Source organism: Pacificispira sp., assembly GCF_965228185.1.
Classification (GTDB): domain Bacteria; phylum Pseudomonadota; class Alphaproteobacteria; order UBA8366; family Aestuariispiraceae; genus Pacificispira.
On the sequence record NZ_CBDDHE010000002.1, the window covers coordinates 613,279 to 633,639 of the forward strand.

20 protein-coding genes are annotated in these 20,361 nt (G+C 63.1%); 11 read left to right on the plus strand and 9 right to left on the minus strand.

What is annotated here, in order from left to right; genetic code table 11:
• Nucleotides 1-34 precede the first annotated feature (34 nt).
• The 5 genes from ACO06O_RS02830 to ACO06O_RS02850 are packed head-to-tail and all read left to right on the plus strand — an operon-like array spanning nucleotide 35 to nucleotide 4,330.
• Nucleotides 35-607, plus strand: a complete 573-nt coding sequence (locus ACO06O_RS02830) for a DUF7676 family protein (protein WP_421876061.1) — start codon at nucleotides 35-37, stop codon at nucleotides 605-607.
• Between the two features lie 3 nt (nucleotides 608-610).
• A complete protein-coding gene (locus ACO06O_RS02835) occupies nucleotides 611-1,453 on the plus strand; it encodes an ABC transporter substrate-binding protein (protein WP_421876063.1) in 843 nt (280 codons plus the stop codon).
• Nucleotides 1,450-2,481 (plus strand): FecCD family ABC transporter permease, encoded by a 1,032-nt coding sequence (locus tag ACO06O_RS02840; protein ID WP_421876065.1) that lies wholly within the window; start codon nucleotides 1,450-1,452, stop codon nucleotides 2,479-2,481. The genes ACO06O_RS02835 and ACO06O_RS02840 overlap by 4 nt, the downstream gene beginning before the upstream one ends.
• Nucleotides 2,478-3,269: an ABC transporter ATP-binding protein gene (locus tag ACO06O_RS02845; protein ID WP_421876067.1), complete on the plus strand. Its 792-nt coding sequence runs from the start codon at nucleotides 2,478-2,480 to the stop codon at nucleotides 3,267-3,269. Before ACO06O_RS02840 ends, ACO06O_RS02845 begins: the two co-directional genes overlap by 4 nt.
• Entirely contained in the window at nucleotides 3,266-4,330 is a 1,065-nt protein-coding gene (locus ACO06O_RS02850) for a TonB family protein (RefSeq protein ID WP_421876069.1), read from the plus strand. The genes ACO06O_RS02845 and ACO06O_RS02850 overlap by 4 nt, the downstream gene beginning before the upstream one ends.
• 99 nt (nucleotides 4,331-4,429) lie before the next feature.
• Here ACO06O_RS02850 and ACO06O_RS02855 read toward each other — a convergent pair whose 3' ends face one another.
• Nucleotides 4,430-4,828 carry a RidA family protein gene (locus ACO06O_RS02855; protein ID WP_421876071.1) on the minus strand — a complete coding sequence of 133 codons (399 nt, stop codon included), beginning with the start codon at nucleotides 4,826-4,828 and terminating at the stop codon, nucleotides 4,430-4,432.
• Nucleotides 4,829-4,947: 119 nt separating this feature from the next.
• Here ACO06O_RS02855 and ACO06O_RS02860 point away from each other — a divergent pair, with 119 nt between their 5' ends.
• On the plus strand, nucleotides 4,948-5,571 hold the full coding sequence (locus ACO06O_RS02860; protein WP_421876073.1) for a TetR/AcrR family transcriptional regulator: 624 nt from the start codon (nucleotides 4,948-4,950) through the stop codon (nucleotides 5,569-5,571).
• Between the two features lie 331 nt (nucleotides 5,572-5,902).
• Here the strand turns inward: ACO06O_RS02860 and ACO06O_RS02865 are convergent, their stop codons facing one another.
• The 8 genes from ACO06O_RS02865 to ACO06O_RS02900 all read right to left on the minus strand — a co-directional run bounded on the left by ACO06O_RS02865 (nucleotide 5,903) and on the right by ACO06O_RS02900 (nucleotide 15,329).
• Nucleotides 5,903-6,685, minus strand: a complete 783-nt coding sequence (locus ACO06O_RS02865) for an ABC transporter ATP-binding protein (protein ID WP_421876075.1) — start codon at nucleotides 6,683-6,685, stop codon at nucleotides 5,903-5,905.
• Nucleotides 6,682-7,731, minus strand: coding sequence for a FecCD family ABC transporter permease (locus ACO06O_RS02870; protein ID WP_421876077.1), 1,050 nt, complete (start codon nucleotides 7,729-7,731; stop codon nucleotides 6,682-6,684). The genes ACO06O_RS02865 and ACO06O_RS02870 overlap by 4 nt, the downstream gene beginning before the upstream one ends.
• The gene (locus ACO06O_RS02875) at nucleotides 7,724-8,845 is read right to left on the minus strand and encodes an ABC transporter substrate-binding protein (RefSeq protein WP_421876079.1); all 1,122 of its coding nucleotides are present in this window, start codon (nucleotides 8,843-8,845) and stop codon (nucleotides 7,724-7,726) included. Before ACO06O_RS02875 ends, ACO06O_RS02870 begins: the two co-directional genes overlap by 8 nt.
• A gap of 17 nt (nucleotides 8,846-8,862) precedes the next feature.
• The gene (locus tag ACO06O_RS02880) at nucleotides 8,863-11,118 is read right to left on the minus strand and encodes a TonB-dependent receptor domain-containing protein (RefSeq protein ID WP_421876082.1); all 2,256 of its coding nucleotides are present in this window, start codon (nucleotides 11,116-11,118) and stop codon (nucleotides 8,863-8,865) included.
• Between the two features lie 178 nt (nucleotides 11,119-11,296).
• A complete protein-coding gene (locus ACO06O_RS02885) occupies nucleotides 11,297-12,313 on the minus strand; it encodes a FecR family protein (protein WP_421876084.1) in 1,017 nt (338 codons plus the stop codon).
• Between the two features lie 139 nt (nucleotides 12,314-12,452).
• Entirely contained in the window at nucleotides 12,453-12,962 is a 510-nt protein-coding gene (locus tag ACO06O_RS02890; RefSeq protein WP_421876086.1) for an RNA polymerase sigma factor, read from the minus strand.
• A 199-nt stretch (nucleotides 12,963-13,161) separates the two neighbouring features.
• A complete protein-coding gene (locus ACO06O_RS02895) occupies nucleotides 13,162-14,316 on the minus strand; it encodes an HPP family protein (RefSeq protein WP_421876088.1) in 1,155 nt (384 codons plus the stop codon).
• A 104-nt stretch (nucleotides 14,317-14,420) separates the two neighbouring features.
• Nucleotides 14,421-15,329: a LysR substrate-binding domain-containing protein gene (locus tag ACO06O_RS02900; protein WP_421876090.1), complete on the minus strand. Its 909-nt coding sequence runs from the start codon at nucleotides 15,327-15,329 to the stop codon at nucleotides 14,421-14,423.
• A gap of 159 nt (nucleotides 15,330-15,488) precedes the next feature.
• Between ACO06O_RS02900 and ACO06O_RS02905 the strand changes: the two genes are divergently transcribed.
• From ACO06O_RS02905 to ACO06O_RS02925, 5 genes are read left to right on the plus strand one after another with little or no spacing between them, the layout of a single operon-like run.
• The gene (locus ACO06O_RS02905) at nucleotides 15,489-16,088 is read left to right on the plus strand and encodes an amino acid synthesis family protein (protein WP_421876092.1); all 600 of its coding nucleotides are present in this window, start codon (nucleotides 15,489-15,491) and stop codon (nucleotides 16,086-16,088) included.
• A complete protein-coding gene (locus ACO06O_RS02910; RefSeq protein ID WP_421876094.1) occupies nucleotides 16,060-16,884 on the plus strand; it encodes an alpha/beta fold hydrolase in 825 nt (274 codons plus the stop codon). The genes ACO06O_RS02905 and ACO06O_RS02910 overlap by 29 nt, the downstream gene beginning before the upstream one ends.
• Nucleotides 16,881-17,816 (plus strand): flavin reductase family protein, encoded by a 936-nt coding sequence (locus ACO06O_RS02915; protein ID WP_421876096.1) that lies wholly within the window; start codon nucleotides 16,881-16,883, stop codon nucleotides 17,814-17,816. The genes ACO06O_RS02910 and ACO06O_RS02915 overlap by 4 nt, the downstream gene beginning before the upstream one ends.
• On the plus strand, nucleotides 17,813-18,844 hold the full coding sequence (locus tag ACO06O_RS02920; RefSeq protein WP_421876098.1) for an LLM class flavin-dependent oxidoreductase: 1,032 nt from the start codon (nucleotides 17,813-17,815) through the stop codon (nucleotides 18,842-18,844). The genes ACO06O_RS02915 and ACO06O_RS02920 overlap by 4 nt, the downstream gene beginning before the upstream one ends.
• A gap of 15 nt (nucleotides 18,845-18,859) precedes the next feature.
• Nucleotides 18,860-20,344: an aldehyde dehydrogenase gene (locus ACO06O_RS02925; RefSeq protein ID WP_421876100.1), complete on the plus strand. Its 1,485-nt coding sequence runs from the start codon at nucleotides 18,860-18,862 to the stop codon at nucleotides 20,342-20,344.
• The last annotated feature ends 17 nt before the right edge of the window (nucleotides 20,345-20,361 follow it).

Consider the following 20,361-nt stretch of genomic DNA (forward strand, 5'->3'; position numbering starts at 1 on the left):
GTCGCCGTTTTGCAGTCAATATGAGGAATGAAGCATGAGTGTAGCCGTCGCCAGCAAACGGGATGTCAATGAAACCGGCCGGGAGACCGAAATCTGGGTCTTGCCGACGGAGGAGGATTATCTCCATACCCTGCTGAAGGACATTTTCGAGAACCACTGGCGGAGCATCGTCTTCGGCCCGATCATCGAAGGGGGGGCTTTCGAGTTCCGCTGCCCCTGCGCCCCGAAATCGGTGACGCTGTTCGACGGTTATCTGACTGTTCATTTCGGGGGCACGCATTTCCATCTGTGCATCGGTGAGAACAAGGGATCGCCGAAGAACCCGACGCCGGAGGCACTGAAGAACCGCCGCCGCACCAGCCGCGCGGAAATCTATCGCAGCTTCGACAAGCAGGGCTGCGCGCTGACCTGGGGCCTTCGCCTCTTCAACGGTCACGACGAGCAGCTGATCACGATCTTCTTCCCCAACCCGTTCCTGACCGATACCGACGGGCTGGCGGACGAGCCGGACTGGACGCGGCTCGCGACCTGGGAAGCGATCGGCCGCACCTATCTCGGCCGGGAACTGGACGAGGCCGACCGCACCGGCAAGGGATTTCGGGGCTAGATCATGGGCCATGCTCTCCGCCTGGCCGCCTTCCTGTTGTTGCTCGTCGCCGTCCCCGTGCAGGCTGAAGGCGTGCCGAAGCGCGTCGTGTCGATGAACCTCTGCACCGACCAACTGGTGCTGCTCCTGGCCGACCCGGGGCAGGTCGTTTCCGTCTCCTATCTGGCGGCACGTCCGGAAGACTCCCTGTTGGCGGAACGGACGGCGGGTCTCATGCTCAATCACGGCCAGACGGAGGAAGTCCTCCCGCTGCGCCCGGATCTGGTGGTCGCCGGGATCTATACGACGCGATTCACGGTCCAGGTTCTGCAGCGCCGGAACGTGCCGGTATTGGACCTGTCACCGGCGGAGACTTTCGACGATGTCCGGGCCAACATTCGTGCCGTCGCGACGGCGCTTGGCACCCAAGAACGCGGCGAGGCGCTGATCCGGCAGATGGATCGGCGTATCGCGGCCCTGGCGGCCCGGGTCGAGGGGCTGGAGCGGCCGCGTGCCCTGATCTACCGAGCCGGCGGGTTCACCTTGGGCCGCGATACCTTCGCCGGCGCGTTGCTGGATCTTGCCGGGTACCAAAACGCGGCTGCGGATTATGGCATCACGGGCTGGGGCGCCGTCCCGGTGGAGGCGGTGCTGCAGTTGAAGCCCGACCTGCTGGTCGTCGGGGTGTATCGTGAAGACGCCGCGTCTCTGGCCCGCGACGTAACCGAACATCCCGCCCTGCGTCATCGCATGCCCCGCATCGAGACTGTGCCGACCCGGCAATGGGCCTGCGGCATTCCGGCCGCGCTGGACATCGTTGAAGGACTGATCGACCGACGTTTGGGAATGCCGGGCGGAACGTCATGATCGGCGAAACGCGCATAGCAGCCGGCCGGTCGCGGGAGATCCCCTTCCCCTTGCTGCTGGCAGGATTGGCACTGGCCGGGCTGATCGCCGCCGGGCTGGGGCTCGTCGCGGATCGCATCTCCGCCACCGCCCTCGCGGGCTTCCTGACGCTTCTGTCGGAGGACAGGGAAACAGCCCTCGCCATCCTGACGGAGGTCCGCCTGCCGCGCATCGTTCTCGGCGCCATCGTCGGCGGTACGCTGGGCCTTTCCGGTGCCGCCCTGCAGGGCTGGCTGCGCAATCCGCTGGCGGAGCCCGGGCTGATCGGCGCCAGCGCGGCGGCGGCCCTGGGCGCCGTGATCGCCTTCTATTTCGGGCTGGGCAGTCTGTCGCAGTTCGCCCTGCCGGCCGGTGGCGTGATCGGTGCCATGGCGGGGCTTGGTGTGCTGTTGCTTCTGGTCGGACGCGATCCCAGTGTCCTGACCGTAATTCTGGCCGGGGTCGCGGTGACGGCCTTCGCCGGCGCCCTGACCCAGCTTGCGCTCAACCTTGCGCCGTCCCCCTACGCCACATTGGAAGTCATTACCTGGCTGATGGGGTCGCTCGCCAACCGCAGTTTCGAACATGTCTGGCTGGCGCTGCCGATGACGGTGGTGGGGTGGGTTCTGCTGGCGGGCACCGGGCGCGCACTGGATGCCCTGACCGTGGGCGAGGACGCGGCGCGCAGCATGGGGGTGAACCTGACCCGGCTGCGCTGGCGCATCGTCTTCGGTGTTGGACTGAGCGTCGGGGCGGCCGTTTCCGTCTCCGGCATTATCGGCTTCGTCGGCCTTGTCATCCCGCATCTGCTGCGCCCACTCGTCGGCTACATGCCCAGCCGTCTGCTGCCGGCCAGCGCGCTTGGGGGCGCGGCTCTTGTCCTCTACGCCGATGTTCTGGTGCGCTACCTGTCCCCCGGTCAGGAATTGAAGCTGGGGGTCGTCACGGCCCTGATCGGCGCGCCGTTCTTCCTGCTTCTGCTGATGGAAGTGCGGAGGCGCGGGCAATGACCGACGGTGCGATCACGATCCGAAGCGCGACAGTTCGCCGGGGCACCCGAACCGTGCTGTCGGAGATAAATGCCGATATCCTCATGGGGGAATTGGTCGGGCTGATCGGGCCGAACGGGGCGGGCAAGACGACCTTGCTGCGCGCCGCAATGGGCTTGCAGCCTTTGGAGGACGGGTCGGTCCGCATACTGGACCGCGACCTATCGGCCTGGGATCGCCGCGATTTGGGCCGATCCCTGGCCTATATGCCGCAGAGCGGAGCGGAAGCCTGGCCGATCCGCGTCGACCGGTTCGTCGCCCTCGGCCGGCATCCGCATCTGGAACCCTGGCGCCGTCCGGGACCGGAAGACTCCACGGCCCTGCGCCATGCCATGCAGGCGGCAGACATCGAAGCCTTCGCGGATCGTCCGGTAACGGCCCTGTCCGGCGGGGAACGGGCGCGGGTTCATTTCGCGCGGGCGCTTGCGGTCGGTGCGCCGATCCTGTTCGCCGATGAACCCATTGCCGGGCTGGACCCCTACCATCAACTGCACGTGCTGGAGATGCTGCGCGATCAGGCCGTGGATCAGGGCCGTGCCGTCGTCGTCGTGCTGCACGATCTCGCCCTCGCGCACCGGTTCTGCCACCGGCTGATCCTGATGCAGGGCGGCCGGATCCGGGCGGAAGGCACTCCGACTGCGGTCCTGTCACGGGATCACCTGGCGGAGACCTACGGCGTTGTCCCGGCCGATCCGGACGAACTGACCGAAATCGTGCTGCCCTGGCACCGACGGGCGGGGCCAAGATGAGCGAAGCTGTCCAATGGCCGGAGGAGTTGGGGAGAGCGGCGCGCCCCGCCCTGACCCTGGTGTCCCGGAACGGCATGCGTGCGGCCTTCGACGCCGGTGCGCGGGATACCGATGCGCAGGTCCCGGAGCCGCCCCGGATGGCGCGGTTCGTCACGGCGGCGCTGCTCATGCATGTCGGGCTCGCAGCGGCGTTGACGGTCCTTCGCGTCGACCCGCTGCCGCCGGAGCCACCGGAAATCGGTTTCGAAGTGGCATTCGAAGGCGGCGGGGCTGGCTCCGGTTCGATGGACGGGATTGAGAACCCCGAAAGCACCGCCGCGCAAGAACCTTCGGGGCCCGCACATTCAGTCGTTCCGGACCCTGATCCGGTCCAAGCGCCGACCGAACCCGTACCTGCTCAACCGACCGCAACCCCGCATCCTGTCGAGCCTGACGCACCGTCCGCGACAGATGCCGCCCCGGATATGCCGCTGGCCGACACCGCGCCCGCACCGCGCCCGGTCTTCCGCCCCGCCGCGAAACCGCCGATGCCGGCACGGCCATTGGACGCGGATGCCGTTCGAGCGGGACATGGCCTGTCGCCCGAGAAGCCGGCCGTTCCCGCCCCCTCACCGCATTTGGAACCCACCCCGGAGCCCAACATGACCGCACAGCCCTTATCCAATGCGATGTCGGCGTCATCGGATGAACCAGGCGCGGGCTTGGAACGCAGGATCGATGGACCGGCCAATTCCGGGGGAAGCACCGGCGAAGCGGCGGGGGCCGGCGAAAGCGCCGAACCGGGATGGATGCTTGGCAGCGCGAACAATCCGCCGCCCCGCTATCCCTATTCCGCACGCATCAAGGGATGGGAGGGTCGCGTCGTGCTTCTGGTTCTGGTCGATGCCACCGGCCGCGTCGTCTCCGTGGAGATCGCCGAAAGCGCCGGCCGCCGCACCCTCGACAATGCCGCGCGGGACGCGGTTCTGGGCTGGATCTTCGAACCCGGCCGCAAAGCGGGATTCCCCGTCAAGACGACCGTGCGTGTCCCGATCCGGTTCCAACTTTCCCCCGCGAGCTAAGCGGCGCGTTCTTTCGCAGAGACTTGCGTGTCTCGATACCTCTCAATCGTAACACTATGTGACCCACCTGCCGATGGAGGCGGGAGCGCCTGTTCTCCGCTACGCTGCCGGTGCCCGTGCTATGACTTTGATTTCGAAATCGAAACCGGCCAGCCAATTTACGCCGACGGCCGTCCAGTTTGGATAAGGGGCTGTGTTGAACATGGTGTTCCGTACTTCCATGACGTCACCAAACTGACTTTCCGGGTCGGTGTGAAAGGTTGTTACGTCAACGATGTGGTCGGTGGTGCAGCCTGCGGCTTGCAAGACGGCCTTCATGTTGTCGAAGGCAAGAGCGACCTGTTTCTTGAAATCCGGTTCCGGCGAGCCGTCATCGCGGCTTCCCACCTGGCCTGAGACAAAAACGAGGTCGCCGGATCTGATCGCTGCGGAATAACGATGCTGTTCGTATAGGGCATGACGGTTTGCGGGGAAGATGGCTTCATTCTGAGCTGGCATTTGAGGTTCTCGCGTCTTGAGAGGATGCATTATCCGAATTACATACGGTTCGTATGTCTATTTATTCACATACGCCTCGTATGTAAACTCACATACGAGGCGTATATGGAGGCGTGAGTATGGTGTCTGGAAAGTCCCGGGCAGAAAAAATGGAAGAGACTCGCAAGAGACTTATCTCCGCTGCCCGAAAAGCATTTGCAGAGAATGGATATCATGCAGCGTCAATGGATGAATTGACGGCAAATGCGGGCCTCACACGAGGAGCGCTGTATCACAATTTTGGAGATAAGACGGGCCTGCTGGCCGCCGTTGTAGATCAGATCGATACGGCAATGGCGACCAAAGCACAGGAAGCAGGACGGAAAGCAGGCGGAGGTTGGAGCGGCCTTTTGGCGGAGGGTGCGGCCTATATCAAGATGGCGCTGGAGCCCGAGGTTCAGCGGATCGTGCTACTGGACGGCCCGGCAGTGCTTGGAGATCCGTCCCGTTGGCCTAGTCAGAACCAATGTTTGCAAGCAACGATTTCTACTCTGAACGAGCTTGTGGCCCAGGGCCAGATCAAGTCTGTCGATATCGAAGGTCTCGCGCGCCTGTTGAATGGTATGGCTTTGAACGCGGCCCTTTGGGTGGCCTCCAGCGATGATGCCCATTCGACATTGCCAAAGGCCATCGCTGCCTTCGAATGTCTGGCATCCGGTGCACTGCATACGAAGCTTGCAACACCATCGCCCCAGGATGGCTAGCACGTCGGGATGCCTTGCCGCCTGCCCGGTTCAGGACAAACTTGGTTCTGTCTTACTCAGGACTTCGTCGAACCTCATGAACTCTGCATTTACTGGTTCATCCTGAACCGATCAGAAGAAGAGGGATTGGATAGAGCTTTCCTGCTTCGGCCGGGCATTATCAAATTCACTTGTCAGCCCACAATCTGAATCCAGCACACCTACCGCCCTATTACGGCGGCTAGCCAGGGGCGGAATCTGTTGGCTCGCTTCAAGACCCTGCGTCAGGGACGCGGCGTAGGTGCCCGAAGACCATCGACACGCCGCGCGCATTTGACGTCGCCTAATGGGTTCACGAGACCCTAATGGGCCGGAGCACATTGATCGTTACCCGACCGTCCTCCCCCATGCGGGTCTTCGCTTCCACGCCGTAGACGGACGCGAGGTTATCCGGTGTCATGACCTCGGCAGGCAGACCGGCCGCGACGATACGCCCGTTGCTAAGCAGCGCGACCTGGTCGCAGTAGCGTGCCGCCAGATCCATGTCGTGCAACGCAATGACCGCCGCGCCCCCCTGTCTCGCCAACCTGGACCGGACGAGATCGAGAACCGTCAAACGCCAATAGAGATCCAATGCGGAGGTCGGTTCGTCGAGCAGGACGATCTGGGGGTCGCGAACAAGAGCCAGCGCGATGCCGACCAACTGGCGCTTTCCGCCCGAGAGAGTATGCAGCGGTGCAAAGGCGAGCTCGGAGAGCCCAAGCTCGGCAAAGATATCCTGAATTCGGGCTGCAAGGCTTCGGTCAGAGAGTGCGAGATCGAGGGCCCGCACGGCGCTCCACAGCAACTCGGTCGGTGTCAGCGACGTCGGCGCCGGCGGCGATTGCGGAACGATCGCGACCTTACGCAGCCACGTGGCATGTGGAATGTCCGACACCAGGTCGCCGTCGATCCGGATCTCACCATCGGCCTTCATCTGCCGGGCCAGGCAATGCATCGCGGTCGACTTGCCCGATGCATTCGGTCCCAGCAGTCCTAGCAACTGCCCGTCGTGCAGATCCGGCAGAGCCACGTCGTGCAGAACACGCGTCCGTCCATAGGACGCGGAAAGACCCGATACGCCCAGCCGGATCATCGCGGCCTCCTGCGCCCGGCAAGCAGGCTCAACAGAACTGGAACGCCGACAACGGCGGTCAGAACGCCCACCGGTATGACCGCGCCGGGAATCAGGGTCTTTGACAGAAACGACGCCAGGGAAAGGATCAGGGCGCTGCACAGGGCCGCGCCGGGCACCAGTGCCCGATGATCTTCGCCGAAGATCAGGCGCGCGACATGCGGCCCGACAAGACCGACGAAGCTGATCGTACCGACAAAGCACACGGCGAAGGCCGCCAGGACGGATGTCCTGAAGATCACCCAAACGCGCAACCGCGATATGTCGATGCCCATGCTGCGGGCCTGCGCCTCGCCGCCGCGCAGCAGGGTCATCACCCAGACCTGACGCAGGCTGAACGGCAGAACCAGCGTGAAGACGGCGAATACGATCGCCACCTCGTTCCATCCCGCCTTGGTCAAATTGCCGATGGACCAGAAGACGATCTCCTGGATCGCATCGACATCGGCGACCATGTGAAGGCCCGATGTCGTCGCCGTCCAGAGAAACACCAGCGCAATGCCGAACAACACCACGGTCTCGCGCGCGCCGCCCGAAATCCGGACGACCATCAGGATCAAAGCCCCCGATCCGAGCGCGAAAACCAAGGCCATCCCGGGAACCGCCACCCCAACCGGCAGGAAGGCCAGGGCCGGCGCGCTGACAATCGCGACACTGGCACCAAAGACCGCCGCCGACGAAACGCCGAGGGTGAACGGGCTGGCGAGAGGATTGTCGAGGATGGTCTGGCTTTCGATCCCGGCAAGACCGAGGCAGCCCCCGACGGCCAACGCAATCAGCGCATCCGGCAGCCGCACATCCCACAGAATGATCCGATGCCGCATGTCCATTTCGTCCGGCCGGAACAAACCCGACACGATATCCGATAGGCCCAGATCCGCGGGGCCGGCCATCAGGTCGAGGCATAGGCTGCACAGCAACGCCAGGGCCAGACCGGCGAGGCAGAGCCGCCGGCGGCGAACAATGCGGCCGAACCGGTCATAAAGCAGAACGGATTGCTCACTCATTCGGAATTGACGCCGTGTAGGTACCGTTCAGATCGAAGGGCAGAAATTCCCGAAAAATCGTCCGCATCGTCTCATCCGGGTCGAGATCCCCGAACAGTTCCGGCTGAACCCAGGCGGCAAAGGCTTCGACCGCGACGATGTTGAAGGGCGAGTTGTAGAAATTGTGCCAGACCACATGGGCCCGCCCGTTCTGGACTGCACCCATGGCCTGGAAGGCCGGCGCAGACAGGTATCGGGCCAGACTTTGCTGCGCCGTTTCGCGCGTCATCCCGACCCCCAGGGCGACCACATTCTGCCCTTCCTGAAATTCCTCCACCGTACCGGAGGCCGTGCCGATCCAGACATCGGGATTCTCGGTCAGAAGATACTCTTCCGTATGCTGGGATGTCGGCCCCGGCGCCAGTTCGTCGGCAATGTTTCGGCCGCCGACAAAGGTCAGGAACGGACCAAGCATGCCCTCAGCCATGGCCCAGCAACAGTCCCGACGTCCCGGATGGACCTGAAGGAACACGGTCGGCCGATGGGTGATCTCCGGGATACGCGCCTCGATGGCCGCGAGACGCTGCCGGTAGAATTCGATGTAGCGCGCGGCCTGTTCTTCCGCCCCCAGCAACTTGCCCAGAAGTTCGATGGATGGGATCGTATTGTTGAGGGGGTCCAGGCGGAAGTCGATGAACACGATCTTCACCCCGGCGGCTTCGACTTGCGCGATCAGTTCGGCGCTGCGTGCATTGGGGCCGTGATCGCTCAAACCGAGGATCGCGAGCTGCGGCTTCAAGTCGATGATCTTCTCGACCGAAACGCTGTGTTCGGACTTGGATGCGAATAGAGGGATATCTCGGGCCTCGGGGAATTTCTCGAAGAGTTGCCGTTCGAGGTCCGGCTGGGTCCACCAAAGCGGCGACATCATCCCGACGAGACCTTCCACCGGGTTTTCCGGCCGCAGCAGCGCCAGCACGGAAACATAGCGCCCCTCGCTGAGGACGAACCGTTCGATCGGTTGATCGATCTCGACGACCCGTCCCGCCAGATCGGTGACTTGGATCGGCTCGGCCGCTGCCGGCGGGGAGAGACAGATCCCCGCCAGCAAGAGGGCGCCTGTGACGCGAAGCAACGCGCTCCCCATCATCCTCAGAACTCCGCCCGGGCCCAAAGCAGGAAGGACCGGCCCTGTTCCCGCAACGGCTCCACCGTCGAGAATTCCTGGCCATAGGTGGCACGGTCCGAATAGACCTCGTCGAGAATGTTGTTCGCCTCAACGCGCAGGGTCAGGAAGTCGAGGTCCTCGGGCTCGTATTCGGCGTAGCTGCTGAAGACCTTGTAGGAGTTCTGCTTTTCACTGCCCGCGAGTTCGGTATCCCGGTTGGTCAACGCCGCATCCATCGTCCCGCCGAGGGTCAATCCGAGACCGTCGAAGCGATGCGCGACTTCCAACGCAATGATCTTGCCGAGCGGCATGCCCAGATAGTTCGTCGTGAAAGAATCCGCGTAATTGCCCTCGACCTTGATTCGGCTGTCCGTATAGGTGGCCCGCGCGAACCCGGCCCCCCAGTCGTAGCCGAGCGACAGATCGTAACCCTGCGTGCGGAAGTCGGTCACGACGCCGGGTCCGCCGTTGAAACTGGGATCGCGGACATTCTTGAAATCACTGCGGAAGATTCCGGCCCCCGCCGAGAAGCCTTCGTAGTTGAATTCCAAACCGCTGGTATAGTTCTTGGACGTCACCGGCTCGATCCCATCGGTGTAGTCCCAGTTCTGGTTCATGATAAAATTCTCGGACAGGGCGACACCGCCCCAAACCCGCGAATACCCGGCCTTGACCGTCACGTGATCGAGAATGTCATAGGCCGCCGACACGTTACCGCTGGTGCCGGATTGTTCCAGGTCGCTGCCGTCGACGCCTTCGAAAATCTGGTAGTCGCCGCGCAGACCGAAGGACACACGGAAATCTTCCATCGGTGTCAGACGAGCCTGGCCATAGACACCGGCATTGGTGGAGCTTTCGTGCATGTCGACGCCCGGATCGTAGTAACGCGCCTTGTCGTCATAGAAATCCGTGCCGACGGTTATCGTGTTGCCTTCGGACAGGTTGAAATCGTTCTGGACCTTGGCGGAGAGGCTGGTCGTCTCGCCGATACTGCCGAAGGGAACCGGCACTTTCAGCTCGGTGCCGCTGTATCCGACGACGATTTCGGGATCGAACAGGCCGTCTGCATGCGGCATGCTGAACTGAGCGCCATAGTTTTCCCGGTTGGTGGTGTATTGCCGCGTCACCGGGTTGGTTCCGGTGGTGAGGCGGCCGATATTGGCGCGGAACGGACGCTTGGCGCTGTCGCGGACCCGTTCTCCGAAAACCTCGAAACGATGGCCTTCGTCCGATTCATATCCGAGCTTCGCCAAGCCGCTCAGCACATCGCTTTCCGACCCGTTGACGAACTCTCCGTTCCCGTCCGTGACCTCGTCCCCTTTGGCGAATTTGAAGAAGCCCAGCCCCTCGAACCCTTCGTGGCGGCCATAGGCGGAATAGCCATTGGTAAAGGTTTCGCTATCGGTGTCGAAAGACAGGGTCGTGAAGCCGCCGACATTCCGGTCCGGGCTCAATACGTCCCCGACATCGACGGTCTCGTATACGACCGAGCCGCCCATCGCGGCGGGACCGGCATCGGCCGGTGCCACGCCGGGATCGACCCGCGCCTGCTTCAGAAGGCTGGGATCGATCAGGGTCGTGCCGTTGTGGTGGAACACCTTGTTGTTCTGACGGACGCCGTCGATGCTGACGGCCAGGTTGGTTTCCTCGACGCCACGCACATAGAGTTTCTGGCTGCTGGGGATGGAGTTGCCGACCGAAACGGCGGATTCGCCTTTGAAGACATCCCGCAGGTCTCGCGGCCGGCGGCGTTCCAAATCCGCGGCCGACACGCCGATCGACGAGGCACGATCCGCGGCGAGCGCGTGCTCGTCCTGCATCCCGCCACTTTCGACGACGATGGTTCCGAGCCGCATCGGACCGCTGCTTTCCTGACCGGTTCCCGGAGCATGGATGATCGCCCCGTCATTCGTGATGCGATAGACGAGACCGGTACCCGCCAGGAGTCGCTGCAGCGCGTCCGCGCCCGTCATTGTGCCCGACACGCCGCCTGTCCGGACTTCCCGCACCAGATCGCCATGCGCGGATATCTGCATATTCGCCTGTTCGCTGAACAGCGCGATCGCGTCCGTCAAAGGCTGCGGAGCGATATCGAAGCTATGCCGCGCGTCAGACTGCGCCAACAGGGTTGCTTCATCCTGCGCCATCGCAGGCGCCACGGCACCGGTGCCAAGCGCCGCCGCGAAAGAAATTGCCATGGCAACCGCGGACAGACGAACCGGACGATACTCATCAACCATTTTACTGCTCCCATCCCAACCGCCGTTCAGCGGCAAAAAATCATGCGACTGCGACGCACTCGCACCTTCTATACTTCAGGACAGGAGGACCCCGCTCGGCGTTCAAAAAAAGTTCTACAATTCGAAAGAAAAATGGCGTGCCGGCGTCTCAGGCGGTTCCATCTGAACGCATTCCGCTCTAGTCGGCGATCATCACGGTCATCCAGGGGGTCAAACTGTAGGCTTTCGCACCTTGCGAAGAGGCAACCGCCCGCAATGCCGCCTGTGGGTTGGCAAGATTGAAGACACCGGTCAGAGGTTGGGCCGCCAGCGCATCCCCCTGCAGAACGACCACACCGGTATAGTAGGTCCGCAGTTCGTCGACCACCTCACCAACAGGACGGTCCCGGGCGATGATCTTGCCGCTCAGCCAGTCCGCCACCTGTTCGGGCGGAATCTTGCCGTGTTCCGAACGGGTCCCTTCGCCGGAAATGCGCAACCAGTCGCCGGCCTTCAAGATCGTATCGTGACGCCCCGACCCGGACCGCTCCGTCACCGCGACCGCCCCTTCCCGCACAGCCACTTCAGAGAGTTTTTCCCAAGAGCGGACCTCGAAACGGGTCCCCAGGACCGTAACCTCCAGATCCTCGGTCACGACGCGGAACGGATTGTCCGGATCATGATTGACGTCGAGGTAAGCCGTTCCCTCCAGCAGGCGGATGCCGCGGCCCTGCCCTTCCGGCAGCAGGGCGACCGCCCCCTTTGGCGCAAGTTTGAGCGTACTGCCGTCCGGTAAGGTGAAAGTTCCGATCTCGGCCGTCCGTGTCGTATAATCGCCGGCAGGCGTGATCGGGCCCAGCACCAGGAAAAGCAACGCGGCGCAAGCGGCAAGGGCGGCCGCGGCAAACCCGAACCGACCGGTACGGACGGTCCGGCGTCGCGAACTTCTTCCACCGCGAGATCGTTCCGATCGGCGCCCTGCTTCCTCGGAGAGACGACCTGCGCTTCGGCCAAGCGGCAAGGGGTCCGTCAGACCGGCATCTCTTGTCCGCCCCAGGAGAGCGTACATCCGGGTCGTCTCTTCCCAGGCCCGCGCATTCTCCGAACGCAATGCATGCCAGATCTCGAAACGCGCTTTGAGGTCGGAATCCTGCGGGTTGTCCGTGAGGGCGACCAACCATTCGCTGGCACTGACAGGCTCGCTCGGTTCGTTCATCGCGGGAATATCCCCTTGCCTCACTTAGATCGCCGTTGCGGACGAAGACCGCCGAGGGCGCAGGCGCGCTTTCGGTCGCGACTCGCCTCTAATTTGTAGACAGGCGAAAGTCCCCCTTGTTCAAAGAAATTCGTCTTTCTCACCGGCGAAACATCCTTTCGCGGCAATGGTCGAGAGCATTCACCACAAGTGCATGAGCGGAACCGACGGAAATACCCATTCTTTCGGCGATCTGGCGCACGGTCAGGCCGTCGAAGCGATGCAGTTCAAGCGCCTTGCGGTTCGCCTCCGGCAGGTCGGCCATCGCCAGGGACAAGGCCATCAGTTCTTGCCGCGCTTCGGCTTCATTCTCGGGGGATGGCCGGCAGTCCCTCAGATGCGGCAGTACGGCGGCCGAGTTATCGATCTGGCGGCCGCGTTCGACACCTGCGCGATGGCTTTGGTCAAAGGAAAGATTTCGAACGATACGATAAAGATAGGCCAGCGGTTCCTCCAGGACGCGGTCCCCGGAGGCCTTTTCGAAACGCAGATAGGCCTCCTGCACGGCGTCCTCCGCATGGGCCATGTCCCCGATCAGCTTGTTGGCATAGCTCACCAGTTCGCCTCTATGCGCCAAATACAGGGCAAGGATTTTGGGATCGTCCGGCATTATCCCGTTCGCAGTTCCGCCCGGCACGCCAGTCCGGTTCATACCATGGAAGTGTGCCGTTTCTCTGCCTTAAATGCGACTAATTATCAATACTGGGTTAGATTGCGGTGTTTCGGCACCGCCGCCATCAATAGCAAACCGTGAGGTCGCTTCCTATCGCATTGGCCTGATTGTACGCATGGATCATTTCCACCTGCTTTTAGCTTACCGTATTTTTGCGCACGAGTTGTCGGGCCATAGCAGCGATAATATCCGTTCGTGTGACGATTCCGACAATGTGCCCGGCCTCAAGCACCGGCACCGCATCAACGTCACCATTCGCCATCATTGGCAGGAGAGCGGCGAGCGGCGTGTCCGAAGAGGCCCTTGGACCAGTCGTTTTCATGATATCGCCGGCACGGACTGACCGCCGAGTGTCACGTCCAAATAGGCGTTTCAGTGCCACGGCGCCGCTTAGGCCCCGATTCCGGGCATCCTGACCGGCCCAATCGATAAGATGCATCTGGAAAATCACACCGTGGAATGCCGCCTCACGCCCTACAACCGGCAGAGATGTGAACCGATGTTCTCTGAACAGTTCGGCAACGCGTGGGAGAGTCGTCTCCGGTGTTACAGTGATCAGGTCCTTCGACATGAAATCATTCGCCGTAAGCGGGCCTACTCCATGGGCGGCCGCCTGTAATTCGGCGGCACCGATAAGGCGGGCCAGATCCTCGACCCCCAAATTGAATGACTGCCGATACCGCTCCAGAATTTCCGAAAGCTCGGTTTCGCTTAGCCCTAACCGTTCTGACGGTTCAGGTGAGGCTGTGCCGTGCTTGTTCGGTTCTTCGAATTGACGAAACGGATACCGTCGGCCCGTCAAACGGGCATAGATTGCCGCGATACCGACAAGCGCCAACGTACCGGTTGCGATCGGGAAAAGGGCAAACAGAAACCCAAGATGGGCTACTGCATCGGGACTCATCGCGGCGGTCATGGCAACCGCTCCGGCGGGTGGATGGACCGCCCTGCACAGCATCGTCACCGCAATCGCCACGCCGACCGCGATCGGAATCCGAAGGGTCGCGTCCGGCACCAGAATGCATGTTGCTACGCCCACCAATGCCGCAGCCGTGTTGCCAATGACGGCCGACCAGGGCTGCGCCAAGGGACTGTTTGGAATGGCGAATAGAAGCACGGAAGTCGCACCGAACGGCGCGACGAGATACAGGCCCGTGGTCATATCGACGTGGGGCGACAGGACAAACAATCCCGTGACAAACAAGCCGACGAATGCACCGAACCCGGCCCGAATGGCCTCTTGCGGTGACACCTGCGCCACGACCGGACCGACCGAACGAAGTATGCTCACAAATCACGCTCCTCAGATGAGCGCGCAAATTTACAGTCGACCGACCTGAACACAATCGCGTTAAGGCATAATGATTGTGAAATAGCGCCCTCCACAACTGCCCACTAATGAGACATGAGCGACGACGGAATCTTGCTCAGGCAGGTCTTCACTTCGTTGGACAGCCAGTGCGAGAATAACTCGGGGGTCGCGTCTGAACGACGGTTCCTGACGGCCATATGATATCCGTCCCGAGCAGGTGCCGACCGATCGAACGCGACCACCAGGCTGCCATCTGCGAGACACGGTGCCGCGAGAATTGCGCTTGTCAGGGCGACCCCGGCCCCGCACCGCGCCAAATCGACCGCCAGACCGTAGGAATCGACAAGCTGCGCAATTTCAATCGGCGCATCCAATCCGTTATGTTCTGCCCACGACTGCCAGGAATCCGATGTACCGACAGCCTGAATAAGCCGTAATCCCCGCACCTCCTCCCAAGTTAGCGAACCCGGTGACAGTTTCGGCGCGCATACCGGAATCAAACGATCCTCCAGGAAGGGAGCGGCCCCCTCCCCGACAAGTTCCTTTGATCCGAACCGGATCTCCACGTCGGCGTCCGACAGAACAAAGTCATCCGGCCAGAGGGTGCTGCGGATTCTGATCTGGACGCCCGGATGGGCGTCGAGAAAGGCCGACATGCGGGGGGCCAGATACCATTGCGCGAAGCTGAGGCTGGTCGCGACAGTCAGCACGCCATCCGACCGGACCGGTTCGAATACCGCCGTGGCAGCCGTCAGACTGCTGATCGCCTTGGTCGCATAGGGCAGCAGACGGCGGCCGGCATCCGTCAAGGCCAGACCGCGCGGCTTGCGCAGGAACATCGGCACCCCGAACCGCATTTCCAGCGACCGAACATGCTGACTGACCGCCGATTGCGTCAGTCCCAATTCGTCGGCAGCCGCCGTGAAGTTCAGATGCCTTGCCGCGCATTCAAAAGCGCGGAACCAGGTCAGGGGCGGAAGTGCGCGCGCCATAGCCTCAACCTCACCATTAGATTCATTAATGGCAATGGCCACAAATACCTCGTTTGTCAATTGAACGGGTTCCCTCGATCCTCCGTCGCAACGAAATCAGCGGCGCGAAGCCGCGAAACCCCGGGATTCGCCGGGCCAAGGTCGGGATGGAAACGCCGCATGACACCGGAAATTCGAAAACTGGTCGCCGTCGAAGAGGAAACCTGGATCGAGGGCTTCAAGCCGGCTTCGCAGCCCTGGCGCATGTTCGCCGTCGCCGCCGTGGTAAGGAATCCCTGGGCCGGTCGCTATGTTGAGGACCTCACGCCGGAGATTCAGGCCTTTGGACCGGTTATCGGTGAGTTGCTGACCGACCGGATCACGCGGTTGGCGGGCGGTGCCGATGCCATCGAAGCCTATGGCAAGGCCGCGGTGGCCGGGCTCGACGGTGAGATCGAACACGCATCCGGACTGATCCATACCCTGCGCTTCGGGAACCACTACCGCCAGGCGGTCGGCGCAAAGTCCTATCTTGCCTTCACCAACACGCGGGGCCCGGCAAATGCGCCGATCGCGGTGCCGCTGATGGATATCAACGATGCCGGGCGGCGCTCCCACTACCTGACCGTTCAGTTCGCTATCCCTGACGCCCCGCGCAGCGACGAGATCGTCGTCGTCCTGGGCGGCGCGACCGGCGGGCGGCCGCACCACCGCATCGGCGACCGTTACAAGGATCTGGAGGCGATGGGCCATGACGTCGACAATCCCGCTTCGGTCTGAGACCCGGCAGGGCATTGCCTATCTTCGGGCGGGCACCGGCATGCCGGTGATCCTGCTCCACGGGGTCGGGCTGCGCGCGGAGGCTTGGCAGTCCCAGATCGAGGGGTTGTCCGCCCGCCACGACCTGATTGCCCCGGAACTGCCCGGCCATGGCGGCAGCGCGCCGATCGGCGGCCCTGCTCCGGACCTCCGGGATTTTGCCGACCGAATCGGGGAGGCCATTGCAGAGACGGCCCGGGTCCCCGCCCTTATCGTCGGTCATTCCATGGGCGCGATGATCGCGCTGGACCTCGCGATCCGCCGTCCCGACCTGTGCTGCGGTGTCGTTGCATTGAACGCGATCTTCCAACGGCCAGACGCGGCACGTCAGGCCGTACTGGCGCGGGCCGAGGCACTGGCGAAATCCGAAGACAACGGGGTCGAGGCACCGTTGCGCCGTTGGTTCGGCGACTGTCCCGATGGCCGCAACCGGGCGGCGGCGGACGCCTGCCGCGATTGGCTCAGCACCGTCGACCGCGCGGGGTATGCCGCCGCCTATGGGGCCTTCGCTCGGCATGACGGTCCTTCACTGGCGGCATTGCGTGGCCTGAGCGTGCCGGCCCTGTTCCTAACCGGCGCACAGGATCCCAATTCGACCCCGGCGATGTCCGAAGCCATGGCGGCGCTCGTGCCGGATGGGCAACTGCGGATCGTCGACGGGGCCGCGCATATGGTTCCTATGACCCATTGCGAGGCCGTCAACGCGGCGCTGGCAGAATTCTTCGAGGAATGCCGCGGCACCAAGGGGGCGGCATGAGCGCGCTCGACGGCCACGCCCTGCGTCGGGCCTTCGGCGCCTTTCCCACCGGGGTGACGGTCGTCACCGCCCGTGCCGACGACGGCTCGCCGGTCGGCTTCACCGCCAACTCTTTCAGTTCCGTCTCGCTGGACCCGCCCTTGCTGCTGGTCTGCCCGGGCCGGAGTCTGAACAGCTTCCCCGTGTTCGAGACCTGCCGCCATTTCGCGGTCAATGTCCTGTCGGAAGGACAGGAAGCCGTTTCGAACACCTTTGCCGGTTTCAAGGGAGACCGCTTCGCGGCAGTTGCCTGGCAGGATGACGCGGTTGGCAGTCCGCTGATCGATGGCGCCGCGGCCCAATTCTCCTGCAGCGCGCACGAACGGGTCGACGCAGGCGATCACATGATCCTGATCGGCCGGATCGACACCTTCAACCATGCCGGTTCGCGCGGATTGGGGTATGCCGCAGGCGGCTATTTCAGCCTGGGCCTGGAACGCCGGGCGGAGGCCGCGCCGCCGCCCGGCCGTCGTGCCGTCGCCGGGGCCATTCTGGAGCACGGGGACAACCTTCTGCTGGAAGAAACCCCGAATGGCTTCCGGCCGTTGCAGATCGCCCTGGATTCCCGGGTCGGTGCCCGCGAGGCGACCCGCCGGTATCTCACCGAAACCGGAATCGAGGCGGAGGTCGGGCCCGTCTATTCGATCTTCGACGATCGCGGCAGCGGCGAATCCTTCACCTATTTCCGCGCGGTCTTGACCGGCCCGGCGCCTTATCCCGCGGGGCGCTGGGTCCCGGCTCGGGATATCGCCGGATTGCGCCACATCTCATCCGCCCATGCAGTCATGCTGCGCCGCTATGCGCTGGAACGACAGACCCGGTGCTTCGGCCTTTATGTCGGCGATGAGGCGACCGGCGACATCCACGCATTTCCACAGGAGGCACTCCGATGAAGTTCTCATTGTTCGCCCATATGGAACGGATCACCCCCGACCAGCCGCATGAAGTTCTTTATCAGGAGTTCCTGGATCTGTGCCATATGGCCGACGAAGGCGGCATGCACGCCATCTGGACCGGCGAGCATCACGGCATGGAATTCACCATCGCGCCCAACCCCTTCATCAGTCTGGTCGATTTGGCCAATCGGACGAAGAATGTGCGTCTGGGCACCGGCACGATCGTCGCGCCTTTCTGGCACCCGATCAAACTCGCCGGCGAGGCGGCGATGGCGGACCTGATCACCGGCGGCCGGCTGGAGCTGGGTATCGCGCGCGGTGCCTATTCCTACGAATACGAAAGGCTGTCCCCGGGCCTTGATGCCTGGGATGCCGGTCAGCGCATGCGCGAGACGGCACCGCTGCTGCGTCAGCTGTGGTCCGGTGACTGTGCTCATGAAGGCATTTACTACAACTTCCCAAGCACCACCGCCTCACCGAAGCCGGTGCAGAAGGACGGCCCGCCGATCTGGGTCGCCGCGCGGGATCCGAACAGCCACCAATTCGCCGTCGACAACGGCTTCAACGTTCAAGTCACCCCGCTATGGCAGGGCATGGATGAGATCGAAAGCCTGATGGACAAGTTCAACGGCGCCTGTAATGGCCGCAATGACCGGCCGAAGATCATGTTGCTGCAGCACGCCTACGTCGCGGGATCGCGGGCGGATGCCGAGGAAGCGGCCCAGGCATTCAGTCGGTTCTATTGCTATTTCGGCGCCTGGTTCAAGAACGAGAAACCGGTCCGCCAGGGATTGATCGAGACCCTGTCGGAAGAGGAGATCGCGTCGAACGAGATGATGGCACCCGCCAAAATGCGCGCCAATCTGGCAATCGGCACGGCTCAGGAGGTAACAGACCGGCTAAAGCGGTACGAAGATCTGGGCTATGACGAGTTCTCCTTCTGGATCGACAGCGGGATGAGCGCGGAACGCAAACGGGCCTCGCTGGCGCGTTTCATCGACGACGTCATGCCGGCCTTTGCGTAAGGGGGGAGCGAGCGGATGACCGAACAGCCCGATTACCGCCTCTACATTGACGGCACCTGGACCGACGGCGCGAGCGGTCAGGTGATGGAGACCGTCAATCCCGCCACCGGCGATACCTGGGCGCGTTTCGCCTGCGCGGCACCGGCCGATATCGACCGTGCCGTTGCGGCGGCGACCCGCGCGCTGACCGACGGCGCCTGGCCGGCGATGACCGCGACCCAGCGCGGCAAACTGATCGCCCGCCTGGCCGATCTGGTCGAGGCCAATGCCGAGCGGATCGGCCGGATCGAAACGACCGACAGCGGGAAGCTGGCTACCGAAACCATCGGACAGACCCGCTATGTCGCCGACTACTATCGCTACTATGCCGGACTAGCGGATAAGATCGAAGGGGCGGTGCTGCCGATCGACAAGCCGGACATGCATGTCTACACCAGCCGCGAGCCGATCGGCGTGGTCGCCGCCATTGTGCCGTGGAACGCCCAGATGTTCCTGACCGCGACCAAGCTGGGCCCGGCCCTCGCTGCCGGATGCACGGTGATCCTGAAGGCATCGGAGATCGCGCCGGCGGCGCTCTTCGAACTGGCCCGTCTGATTGAGGAGGCAGGTTTCCCGCCCGGTGTCGTGCAGGTCGTGAGCGGCGATGCGGAGAATTGTGCGGTCCCGCTGACCTCGCATCCCGACATCGACCGTATCGCCTTCACCGGCGGCCCGGAGACCGCCCGCCACGTCATTCGCAACTCCGCCGCCAATTTTGCCGTCACGACGCTGGAGCTTGGCGGCAAATCGCCGATCCTGGTTTTCGACGACGCTGACCTGGAAGGGGCGGCCAATGGGCTGATCGCGGGGAATTTCGGGGCATCCGGGCAATCCTGCGTGGCCGGAACGCGGGGCCTGATCCATCGTCCGATACTGAACGAGTTGATCGCAAGGATCGAGGAGAAGGCACAGACCATCGTCATCGGTGACCCGCTCCAGCCAGCGACGCATGTCGGACCGCTCTGTACCCCGGCCCAGATCGAACGAATCGAAGCGACACTCGCCCAGTCGGTCGAACAGGGGGCCCGGATTCGGTTCGGCGGAAGGCGGCCGGCCGGACTGGGCGGCGGCAACTACTTTCTGCCCACCCTGGTGGAATGCCCGGACGCGCGGACCGCGACACTGTCGGTCGAGATGTTCGGGCCGGTGATGTCGCTGCTGCCCTTCGACACCGAGGCGGAAGCCGTCGCATTGGCGAATGACAGCGTCTTCGGACTTGGCTCCGGCGTGTTCACCCGCAACATAGCCCGGGCACACCGGGTTTCGAAACGCATCCGGGCCGGCATCTGCTGGGTCAACACCTACCGCGCGATCTCGCCAATCGCCCCATTCGGCGGCTTCAATCAGTCAGGCTATGGTCGCGAAGCCGGTCTGGAATCGGTGCTGGACTACACCCGTACCAAGACAACCTGGATAAGCCTGTCGGACATGCCGATGGCGAACCCCTTCGTCATGCGTTAGCGGCAACTGCCTCAAGA

Bases quoted from the DNA above. Each gene is read 5' to 3' on its own strand.
- ACO06O_RS02830 (WP_421876061.1), top strand. From the start codon at position 35: ATGAGTGTAGCCGTCGCCAGCAAACGGGATGTCAATGAAACCGGCCGG.
- ACO06O_RS02835 (WP_421876063.1), top strand. From the start codon at position 611: ATGGGCCATGCTCTCCGCCTGGCCGCCTTCCTGTTGTTGCTCGTCGCC.
- ACO06O_RS02840 (WP_421876065.1), top strand. From the start codon at position 1,450: ATGATCGGCGAAACGCGCATAGCAGCCGGCCGGTCGCGGGAGATCCCC.
- ACO06O_RS02845 (WP_421876067.1), top strand. From the start codon at position 2,478: ATGACCGACGGTGCGATCACGATCCGAAGCGCGACAGTTCGCCGGGGC.
- ACO06O_RS02850 (WP_421876069.1), top strand. From the start codon at position 3,266: ATGAGCGAAGCTGTCCAATGGCCGGAGGAGTTGGGGAGAGCGGCGCGC.
- ACO06O_RS02855 (WP_421876071.1), bottom strand. From the start codon at position 4,828: ATGCCAGCTCAGAATGAAGCCATCTTCCCCGCAAACCGTCATGCCCTA.
- ACO06O_RS02860 (WP_421876073.1), top strand. From the start codon at position 4,948: ATGGTGTCTGGAAAGTCCCGGGCAGAAAAAATGGAAGAGACTCGCAAG.
- ACO06O_RS02865 (WP_421876075.1), bottom strand. From the start codon at position 6,685: ATGATCCGGCTGGGCGTATCGGGTCTTTCCGCGTCCTATGGACGGACG.
- ACO06O_RS02870 (WP_421876077.1), bottom strand. From the start codon at position 7,731: ATGAGTGAGCAATCCGTTCTGCTTTATGACCGGTTCGGCCGCATTGTT.
- ACO06O_RS02880 (WP_421876082.1), bottom strand. From the start codon at position 11,118: ATGGTTGATGAGTATCGTCCGGTTCGTCTGTCCGCGGTTGCCATGGCA.
- ACO06O_RS02885 (WP_421876084.1), bottom strand. From the start codon at position 12,313: ATGAACGAACCGAGCGAGCCTGTCAGTGCCAGCGAATGGTTGGTCGCC.
- ACO06O_RS02890 (WP_421876086.1), bottom strand. From the start codon at position 12,962: ATGCCGGACGATCCCAAAATCCTTGCCCTGTATTTGGCGCATAGAGGC.
- ACO06O_RS02900 (WP_421876090.1), bottom strand. From the start codon at position 15,329: ATGGCGCGCGCACTTCCGCCCCTGACCTGGTTCCGCGCTTTTGAATGC.
- ACO06O_RS02905 (WP_421876092.1), top strand. From the start codon at position 15,489: ATGACACCGGAAATTCGAAAACTGGTCGCCGTCGAAGAGGAAACCTGG.
- ACO06O_RS02910 (WP_421876094.1), top strand. From the start codon at position 16,060: ATGACGTCGACAATCCCGCTTCGGTCTGAGACCCGGCAGGGCATTGCC.
- ACO06O_RS02915 (WP_421876096.1), top strand. From the start codon at position 16,881: ATGAGCGCGCTCGACGGCCACGCCCTGCGTCGGGCCTTCGGCGCCTTT.
- ACO06O_RS02920 (WP_421876098.1), top strand. From the start codon at position 17,813: ATGAAGTTCTCATTGTTCGCCCATATGGAACGGATCACCCCCGACCAG.
- ACO06O_RS02925 (WP_421876100.1), top strand. From the start codon at position 18,860: ATGACCGAACAGCCCGATTACCGCCTCTACATTGACGGCACCTGGACC.